Genomic DNA, 8386 nt, shown 5'->3' with positions numbered 1-8386 from the left:
GCTTGATCCAGCGCTTCTCCTCCGGCGTGGGGGACTCCAGGTCCACCCAGATCGGCTGGAAGCGGGAAAGCTCCTCCAGCGACTCGATCTCCTCCTGGAAGAGACGGCCGTTGGCAAGCGTGAAGATGTTCAGCATGGCTTAACCGGGGTCCAACTGATTCGCGGGGTGGGGAAGCGGGCGCTTTCGCGAATCAATTGGAATCTGACCCCAATTAACCGGAAAGCCGCCGACACGGGTCGGGGTCCAAGGGAGTGTTCTCCGCTGCTGAGGAAGGCGCGATTATGCCGCGCCGATGCCGAAGAAGCCCAGCAGCTCATCCTTGCGGGCGTAGGCGTCCTGCTCACCCAGGGCGACCAGCGCCTGCACGAAATCGGGCTCGAACAGCAGGTAGCTGGCCAGGGCGCCGCCGCCGCTCTTGAGGGCGCCCAGCCCGCCCAGCGCGCGCCGCAGCGAATCGGGCAGCAGGCCCGCATGCTGCTGCGCGACGGCGTCCAGCGACTGCGTGGGCTGGATGGCCAGCACCTCGATCGCACGATAGGGCAGCACCGCGGCCACCTCGCGCGGCAGTTGCTGCAGGGTGCGCGCGATGCGCTGCGTCTGTTCCACGTCGGCCTGCAGCGTGTCATGGAACACGCTGGCCATGGCATGGCCGGCGATGAAGCCCATGGTCGGCTCGCCGGCCGCGCCGGCACCGCCCACCAGGCCGGATCGCTGCGGCTGGCCGACGCCGATCACCAGGATCTTGTGCGCGCCCAGGTGCACGGCCGGCGACAGCGGCGACACCTGGCGCATGGAGCCGTCGCCGAAGTACTCGCGCCGGCCGTCCACCCACAGCGGCGTGGCCGGGAACAGGAACGGGATGGCGCTGGAGGCCATCAGGTGCTCGATGGTCAGCGGCTGGAACTCCGCGCGCCGGCCGGGGCGGTTCCACGGCTCGTGGCGGCGGTCGTTGCCGGTGTGGCAGAAGGTCCAGTGCACGCCGGTGGTGTAGCTCGAGGCCGTCACCGCCACCGCATCGAGCGCCTTGGCCTGCAGCGCGTCCTCGAGCGCCTGCAGCGAGATGGCGTGGTGCAGCGTGTCCACCAGTGGCATGTTGTCCAGGATGGCGCCGTGCTGCCGCGCCTGGCCCCACAGCCGCATCGCCGCCAGCAGGCGGCTGAAGCGCACCCAGGCGGGCGCCTCCATGCGGTACACGTCGGCGCTGTGCAGCTCGTTCCAGAAGCGGCCCAGCTCATCGAAGGCGCCCAGGCCCTCGCCAGCGCGGCTGGCCAGGTAGGTCACGTTCAGCGCGCCGGCGGAGGTGCCCACCAGCACCTGGAACGGGAAGCGGTCGGCGTGCGCCGGCTGCAGCCGCAGCATCGCGGCGAGCGCGCGCAGCACGCCCACCTGGTAGGCGGTGCGCGCGCCACCCCCCATCAGCACCAGCGCCTGCACGGTGCGACTCGGGCGGGTCAGGCCCGCATGGATGATGGTGCCCAGGCTCATGCGTGACTAAGGGCTGTCATGGTAGGCTGATCCGCCACCCCGGGCACGCCTGCCGCCGCGCCGGGTTGCTTGCCCACAACGACCTGCCCTTGACCGAACCGCTCCCCCCAAGCCGTGAGCGCTGGCTGCTGCTGGCCCTGGCCGGCATCCAGTTCACCCACATCCTGGACTTCATGATCATGATGCCGCTGGGGCCGCAGTTCCGCGCCCTGTTCGGCATCACGGATGCGCAGTTCGGCGTGCTGGTGAGTGCCTACACGCTGGCGGCGGGCGCCTCCGGCCTGCTGGCCTCGGCCTACGTCGACCGTTTCGGCCGGCGCAACCTGCTGCTGCTGATGTACGGGCTGTTCGGTCTGGCCACGCTCGCCTGCGGTCTGGCGCCGGGCTACCTGGCCCTGATGGCCGCGCGCATCGCCGCCGGCGCCTTCGGCGGCGTGCTCTCGGCGCTGATCCAGACCATCGTGGCCGAGGTCGTGCCCTTCGAGCGCCGCGGCCGTGCCATGGCGGTGGTGATGACCTCGTTCTCGGTCGCCACGGTGGCGGGCGTGCCGCTGGGGCTGTGGCTGGCGGCCCAGTTCTCGTGGCATGCGCCCTTCTTCGCCATCGCCGGCCTGAGCCTGCTGCTGGGCGCGCTGGCGGCGGCCACGCTGCCGGCGCTGCGCGCGCACCTGGACACGCCGGTGGTGCCGCTGGCGCGCATGCTGCGCACGCTGGTCGCCGACGCGAACCACCAGCGCGCCTTCGCGCTCTCCGCGCTCATGATGTGCGGCAGCTTCGCTGTCATCCCCTACATCACGCTCTACATGCAGGGCAATGCCGGCCTGCGGGCGGAGCAGATCCCGATGATCTACCTGTGCGGCGGCATCGCGACCCTGGTGTCCGCGCGGCTGATCGGGCGCATGACCGACCGCAGCGGCAAGCTGCGCAGCTTCCGCTGGCTGGTGCTGCTGGCGACCCTGCCGACGCTGGGCGTCACGCTGTCGGCCGGGCTGCCGCTCGCAGGCATCCTGGTGGTGACGTCGCTGATGTTCGTCCTCTCCAGCGGGCGCATGATTCCGGGCATGGCGCTGGTCGCGGCCGCGGCCCAGCCCGGCCAGCGCGGCGCCTTCATGTCGCTGCAGGGTTCGGTGCAGTCGGCGGCGATCGGCCTGGCCTCGCTCATCGGCGGCCAGCTGATCCATCGCGACGCCAACGGCCAGCTCGCCGGCTACTGGCTGGCGGCCCTGTTCGGGGCGGTCGCCAGCGCGGCCGCGTGGTGGCTCGCGCCGCGCCTGCGGCTGCACGACACGGGCGGCAAAAACTGAGCGGTGACAAGCACTTGCCGGGCACCTTGCACGCGGGCCCTGAATTGCTGCGATGCACTGATGGAAATCAATTGCCTTTCCCGTCGGCGGCGGGCATAGTGGGTTGGACGACAGCACAGATCCCCTCTCCGGGCGCCACCCGGCGCCCCCGTCAACCAGAGTGCATAGGAGGCTCCATGAACTTGACGATCAGCGGTCACCACCTCGAAGTCACCCCCGCCTTGCGTAACTACGTGACCACCAAGCTTGATCGGATCACCCGCCACTTTGACCAGGTCGTTGACATCAAGGTCCTGCTGACCGTCGAGAATCTGAAGGAAAAGGAACGAAGGCAGCGAGCCGAGTGCCGCATCCACGTGAAGGGCAACGACATGTTCGCGGAAAGTTCACATGAGGATCTCTACGCCGCCCTCGACGAGCTGGTCGACAAGCTCGATCGCCAGGTGGGCAAGCACAAGACCCGCCTGCAGGATCACCATCACGCGGCGCCCAAGCGCGTGATGTAGGACGAAGCAGGACGAAAACAAGGCCCCTGACGGGGCCTTGTCCTTTTGTGTGGGGCCTTGCGCACAGGTGACGACTGCGATGTTGCACCGCACCCATGCCCGTGCATAATGCCCTCCTTCATCCGCCATGAACCGCCTCGCGTCCATCCTGCCGCCCGCCCAGGTCCTCGTGGGTGTCGACGCGACCAGCAAGAAGCGCGCGTTCGAGGAGGCGGGGTTGCTGTTCGAGAACCTGCACGGTCTCTCGCGCGCGCTCATCACCGACAGCCTCTTTGCCCGCGAACGCCTGGGCTCCACCGGTCTCGGCCATGGCGTGGCCATCCCGCACGGCCGCATCAAGGGCCTGAAGGCGCCGATGGCGGCGCTGTTCCAGCTGGCCCAGCCGATCGGTTTCGACGCGCCGGACGAACAGCCGGTCACGCTGCTGATCTTCCTGCTGGTGCCCGAGGCCGCCACGCAGAAGCATCTGGAAATCCTGTCCGAGATCGCCGAGCTGCTGTCTGACGCCGCCCTGCGCGAGCGCATCAAGACCAGCCCGACGGCCGCTGACCTCCATCAGCTGGTGGCGGGCTGGCGCTCCGCCCAGCCGCAGTAGCGGCGCCGCCAGCGGGCCCGCGCGCTTGAAACCCACCGTCGTCAGCGCCGACGTCCTGTTCGAGGACCACCGCGCACAGCTCAAGTGGGAATGGGTGGCCGGCCTGGGTGCCTCCGAGCGCCGCTTCGACGAGGTCGCCATCCGGGCCGCCCGCTCCGGCGCCGACCTGGTGGGCTACCTGAACTACATCCACCCCTACCGGGTGCAGATCCTCGGCGTGCGCGAGGTCGCCTATCTCACCAACGCCACCGCCGAAGACTGCGCGCGCCGCATCTCGCGCATCGTCACGCTCGAGCCGCCGGTGCTGGTGCTGACCGACGGCCAGCAGGCGCCCGAGGGGCTGCTGTCGATGTGCGAGCGGGCACAGATCCCGATGTTCGCCACCGGCGAGCCCTCGGCCTTCGTCATCGACGTGATGCGGGCCTACCTGTCCAAGCACTTCGCCGAGCGCACCTCGATGCACGGGGTGTTCATGGACATCCTGGGCCTGGGCGTGCTGATCACCGGCGAGTCCGGCCTGGGCAAGAGCGAGCTGGGCCTGGAACTCATCACCCGCGGCAACGGCCTGGTGGCCGACGATGCGGTGGACCTGTACCGGGTGAACCAGACCACCATCGAGGGCCGCTGCCCCGAGCTGCTGCAGAACCTGCTGGAGGTGCGCGGCATCGGCCTGCTGGACATCCGCGCCATCTTCGGCGAGACGGCGGTGCGCCGCAAGATGCGGCTGCGCCTGATCGTGCACCTGGTGCGGCGCGAGACGATGGAGCGCGAGTACGAACGCCTGCCCTACGAGCCGCTCACGCAGGACATCCTGGGTGTGCCGGTGCGCAAGTCGGTCATTCCGGTGGTGGCCGGCCGCAACATCGCCGTGCTGGTGGAGGCCGCCGTGCGCAACACCATCCTGCAGCTGCGCGGCATCGACACCTACCAGGAATTCGTGGAGCGCCACCGCAAGGCGATGGAGCGCAACTGATCGCAGCTGAGCGCGGCGCCCGGCCGCCCGCTCACTTGCCCGCGGGGCGATGCGGGCAGGGGCTCTTGGTGCAGTGGGCGTACAGCGACAGTGCGTGGTCGGCGATGGTGAAGCCCTTCACCTTGGCCACGGCGGCCTGGCGCTTCTCGATCTCGGCGTCGTAGAACTCCTCCACGCGGCCGCAGTCCAGGCACACCAGGTGATCGTGGTGCGTGCCCTCGTTCAGCTCGTAGACCGCCTTGCCGCTCTCGAAGTGGCTGCGCGAGAGGATGCCCGCCTGCTCGAACTGGGTGAGCACGCGGTAGACGGTGGCCAGCCCGATGTCGGAGCGCTCGTCCAGCAGCACGCGGAACACGTCCTCGGCGGTCATGTGCCGCTGCGTGCCGCGCTGGAACACCTCGAGGATCTTCAGCCGCGGCAGGGTGGCCTTGAGCCCGGTGTTCTTGAGTTCGTCGATGGTGGTCATGGAGCGCCCAAGCAGCCGCCCGCGCGGGGCCTGCCGCTACAATGACCCGATCATAGCCGTCCCCATCCGACCATGCCCGCCATCGCCCTACGCCGCCTGTGCCCAGGCCTCGCCGCCCTCGGTGCGGTGCTGCTGGCCGGCTGCGGATCGTTCGACGCCATGTCGCACCGTGTCGCCGGCGTCGTCACGCCCTACCGGGTCGAGGTGGTGCAGGGCAACTTCATCTCGCGCGAGCAGGTCGAGGCCCTCAAGCCCGGCATGAGCCGCCAGCAGGTGCGCGAGATCCTGGGCACGCCGCTGGTCACGAGCCTGTTCCACGCCGACCGCTGGGACTACGTGTTCACCATGCGGCGTGATGGCGTCGGCCCGCAGCAGCGCCGGCTGTCCGTGCATTTCCAGGGCGATGCCTTCCAGCGCGCCGAGGGCGACACCCTGCCCACCGAGAGCGAGTTCGTCGCCACGCTGGACAACCGCCGCAAGTCGGCCGGCAAGGCGCCGCCCATGGAGGCCACCGAGGAGCAGCTCAAGGCCCATGCGCGCAAGCCGGCGGAGCCTGCCGCGGCCGCCCCGGCGCCCGCCGCGCGCGCCAGCTACCCGCCCCTCGAGCCGCCGGCGCGCTGAGCCCGCCATGGCTGACCGCTCCGACCGCCCGCACCGCGTCGCCGTCGCCGGCGCCAGCGGCCGCATGGGCCACATGCTGATCGAGGCCCTGCGCGAGGCGGGTGACTGCCGGCTCGCCGGCGCACTGGATGTGCCCGCCAGTCCCGCCATCGGCAACGACGCCGCCGCCTTCCTGGGCCACGCGAGCGGCGTGCCCGTCACGGCAGACCTGCGCGCCGGCCTGCAGGACGCCGAGGTCCTGATCGATTTCACCCGCCCCGAAGGCACGCTGGCCCACCTGAAGGCCTGCCGCGAGCTGGGCGTGAAGATGGTCATCGGCACCACCGGCTTCACCGAGGCGCAGAAGGCGCAGATCACCGACGCCGCGCGCGACATCGCCATCGTCATGGCGCCCAACATGAGTGTCGGCGTGAACGTCACGCTCAAGCTGCTGGAGATGGCGGCTCGGGCGCTGGCCACCGGCTACGACATCGAGATCGTCGAGGCGCACCATCGCCACAAGGTGGATGCGCCCTCGGGCACCGCGCTCAAGATGGGCGAGGTCATCGCCGGCGCCCTCGGCCGCGACCTGAAGGACTGCGCCGTGTACGAGCGCCACGGCCACACCGGGGAGCGCGATCCGTCCACCATCGGCTTTGCCACCATCCGCGGGGGCGACATCGTGGGCGACCACACCGTGCTATTCGCCGGCACCGGCGAGCGCATCGAGATCAGCCACAAGTCGGCCAGCCGCGCCACCTACGCGCAGGGGAGCCTGCGCGCCGTGCGCTTCCTGGCCGGCCAGGCCAACGGCCTGTACGACATGTTCGACGTGCTGGGGCTGCGCGGCGCATGACGCTGTGGAGCCTGTTCCGCCAGGGCGACGCCGTCACCCAGGCGGTGGCGCTCCTGCTGCTGGGCATGTCGGTGGCGAGCTGGGTTGCCATCTGCTGGAAGGCCTGGCTGCTGCGCCGTGCCGTGGCCGATGTCGGCCGGGCCACCGCGGCCTTCTGGCAGTCCGCCGACCTCGACGACGCCCGCGCCCGCCTCGCCGCCTTCGACCGCGATGCCCTGCTGCTGCCCCTGGTGGATGCCGCGCGCGCGCCGGCGCCGGGCCCGCTGGCCGCTCGCGGCGACCGCGCCCAGCAGCTCACCCGCGTGCTGCGGGATGCGCTGCATGGCGTGCTGCACCGCCTGCAGGCCGGCCAGGTGCTGCTGGCCACCGTGGGCGCCACCGCGCCCTTCGTCGGCCTGCTCGGCACCGTCTGGGGCATCTACCACGCGCTCATCGGGCTGGTGGGCGCGGGCCAGGTGACCATCGACAAGGTATCGGGTCCGGTGGGCGAGGCCCTGCTGATGACCGCCGCCGGCCTGGCCGTGGCGATTCCGGCCGTGCTGGGCTACAACGTGTTCGGCCGCTTCATCGCCCGCATCGAGGCCGACCTGGAGGGCTTCGCACGGGACCTGCGCGAGCTGCTGGCGCAGCCGGTGTCGTCAGATACCGAAGGGCGCGCGCCATGAGCTTCGGCCGGCTGGAGCGCACCAAGGGCGATCCGCCGATGAGCGAGATCAACGTCACGCCGCTGGTGGACGTGATGCTGGTGCTGGTGGTCATCTTCATCCTCACCGCGCCGCTGCTGGCCAGCGCCATCCGGCTCGACCTGCCCTCCGCCGAGGGCACGCAGGCGGCGGGCGCGCCGAACTTCCTCACCCTGGTGCTCGACCGCGAAGGCCGCGCCCACCTCGACGATCAGCCGGTCAGCAATGCGCAGCTTGCCGAACGGCTGGCCACCGCCGCCCGCGCCAGCCGCGACACCGAGATCCAGCTGCGCGCGGACCGCGCCGTCCCCTATGGCCGGGTGGTGGAGGTGATGGGCCTGGCGCACCAGGCCGGCCTGCAGCGCATCGGCTTCGTGGCCGACCCGGCGAAGTAGCGGCGCGCCCCCAGGGCCTGCAAACGGCGCCCTGGCGCCTCGCCTCTAGAATTCACCAATGCAAGACAAGTACGACCACCTCGCCGTGGAGCGCGCGGCGCAGGCCGAATGGACCGCGCGCGACGCCTATCGCGTGGCCGAGGACGCGGGCAAGAAGAAGTTCTATGCCTGCTCCATGCTGCCTTACCCCTCGGGCAAGCTGCACATGGGCCACGTGCGCAACTACACGATCAACGACATGTTGACGCGCTACCTGCGCATGAACGGCTGGAACGTGCTCATGCCCATGGGCTGGGACGCCTTCGGCCTGCCGGCGGAGAACGCGGCGCTGAAGAACAAGGTGCCGCCGGCGAAGTGGACGTACGACAACATCGCCTACATGAAGCGCCAGATGCAGGCCATGGGCCTGGCCATCGACTGGTCGCGCGAGGTCGCCACCTGCGACCCCAGCTACTACAAGTGGAACCAGTGGCTGTTCCTGAAGATGCTGGAGAAGGGCATCGCCTACCGCAAGACCCAGGT

11 protein-coding genes and 1 pseudogene are annotated in these 8386 nt (G+C 70.2%); 9 read left to right on the top strand and 3 right to left on the bottom strand.

The features are described 5' to 3' along the window. Both ACE3T5_RS20045 and ACE3T5_RS20040 read right to left on the bottom strand, forming a co-directional pair. A pseudogene (locus tag ACE3T5_RS20045) lies at positions 1-136 on the bottom strand (magnesium transporter CorA); the annotation flags it as partial. A 144-nt stretch (positions 137-280) separates the two neighbouring features. After that, positions 281-1486, bottom strand: coding sequence for a patatin-like phospholipase family protein (locus ACE3T5_RS20040; RefSeq protein WP_374669875.1), 1206 nt, complete (start codon positions 1484-1486; stop codon positions 281-283). An 83-nt stretch (positions 1487-1569) separates the two neighbouring features. Between ACE3T5_RS20040 and ACE3T5_RS20035 the strand changes: the two genes are divergently transcribed. The 4 genes from ACE3T5_RS20035 to hprK all read left to right on the top strand — a co-directional run bounded on the left by ACE3T5_RS20035 (position 1570) and on the right by hprK (position 4864). After that, complete coding sequence (locus tag ACE3T5_RS20035; RefSeq protein ID WP_374669876.1) at positions 1570-2790, top strand: MFS transporter; 1221 nt, start codon at positions 1570-1572, stop codon at positions 2788-2790. Positions 2791-2966: 176 nt separating this feature from the next. Continuing rightward, positions 2967-3296, top strand: coding sequence for a ribosome hibernation-promoting factor, HPF/YfiA family (gene hpf / locus ACE3T5_RS20030; protein ID WP_374669874.1), 330 nt, complete (start codon positions 2967-2969; stop codon positions 3294-3296). Positions 3297-3423: 127 nt separating this feature from the next. After that, on the top strand, positions 3424-3891 hold the full coding sequence (locus tag ACE3T5_RS20025; protein ID WP_374669873.1) for a PTS sugar transporter subunit IIA: 468 nt from the start codon (positions 3424-3426) through the stop codon (positions 3889-3891). Positions 3892-3916: 25 nt separating this feature from the next. Continuing rightward, a complete protein-coding gene (gene hprK, locus ACE3T5_RS20020; protein ID WP_374669872.1) occupies positions 3917-4864 on the top strand; it encodes an HPr(Ser) kinase/phosphatase in 948 nt (315 codons plus the stop codon). 31 nt (positions 4865-4895) lie between these two features. Here hprK and fur read toward each other — a convergent pair whose 3' ends face one another. Continuing rightward, complete coding sequence (gene fur, locus ACE3T5_RS20015) at positions 4896-5330, bottom strand: ferric iron uptake transcriptional regulator (protein ID WP_374669871.1); 435 nt, start codon at positions 5328-5330, stop codon at positions 4896-4898. Positions 5331-5402: 72 nt separating this feature from the next. On the opposite strand from fur, the gene ACE3T5_RS20010 reads away from it, so the two are divergent. The 5 genes from ACE3T5_RS20010 to ACE3T5_RS19990 all read left to right on the top strand — a co-directional run. Then, positions 5403-5951, top strand: coding sequence for an outer membrane protein assembly factor BamE (locus ACE3T5_RS20010; protein ID WP_374669870.1), 549 nt, complete (start codon positions 5403-5405; stop codon positions 5949-5951). A 7-nt stretch (positions 5952-5958) separates the two neighbouring features. Next, positions 5959-6786, top strand: coding sequence for a 4-hydroxy-tetrahydrodipicolinate reductase (gene dapB, locus ACE3T5_RS20005; protein ID WP_374669869.1), 828 nt, complete (start codon positions 5959-5961; stop codon positions 6784-6786). Beyond that, the gene (locus ACE3T5_RS20000; RefSeq protein WP_374669868.1) at positions 6783-7451 is read left to right on the top strand and encodes a MotA/TolQ/ExbB proton channel family protein; all 669 of its coding nucleotides are present in this window, start codon (positions 6783-6785) and stop codon (positions 7449-7451) included. Before dapB ends, ACE3T5_RS20000 begins: the two co-directional genes overlap by 4 nt. Beyond that, the gene (locus ACE3T5_RS19995) at positions 7448-7864 is read left to right on the top strand and encodes an ExbD/TolR family protein (protein ID WP_374669867.1); all 417 of its coding nucleotides are present in this window, start codon (positions 7448-7450) and stop codon (positions 7862-7864) included. Before ACE3T5_RS20000 ends, ACE3T5_RS19995 begins: the two co-directional genes overlap by 4 nt. Before the next feature lie 58 nt (positions 7865-7922). Beyond that, positions 7923-8386, top strand: a 464-nt coding sequence (locus ACE3T5_RS19990) for a class I tRNA ligase family protein (RefSeq protein ID WP_374669866.1), incomplete at its 3' end; no start/stop codon positions are given.

The sequence above is a fragment of the Ramlibacter sp. genome, from assembly GCF_041916345.1.
Taxonomy (GTDB): domain Bacteria; phylum Pseudomonadota; class Gammaproteobacteria; order Burkholderiales; family Burkholderiaceae_C; genus Ramlibacter.
The sequence above is the reverse complement of the archived record's forward strand: the minus strand, read 5'-3'. Positions and strand labels throughout refer to the sequence as shown.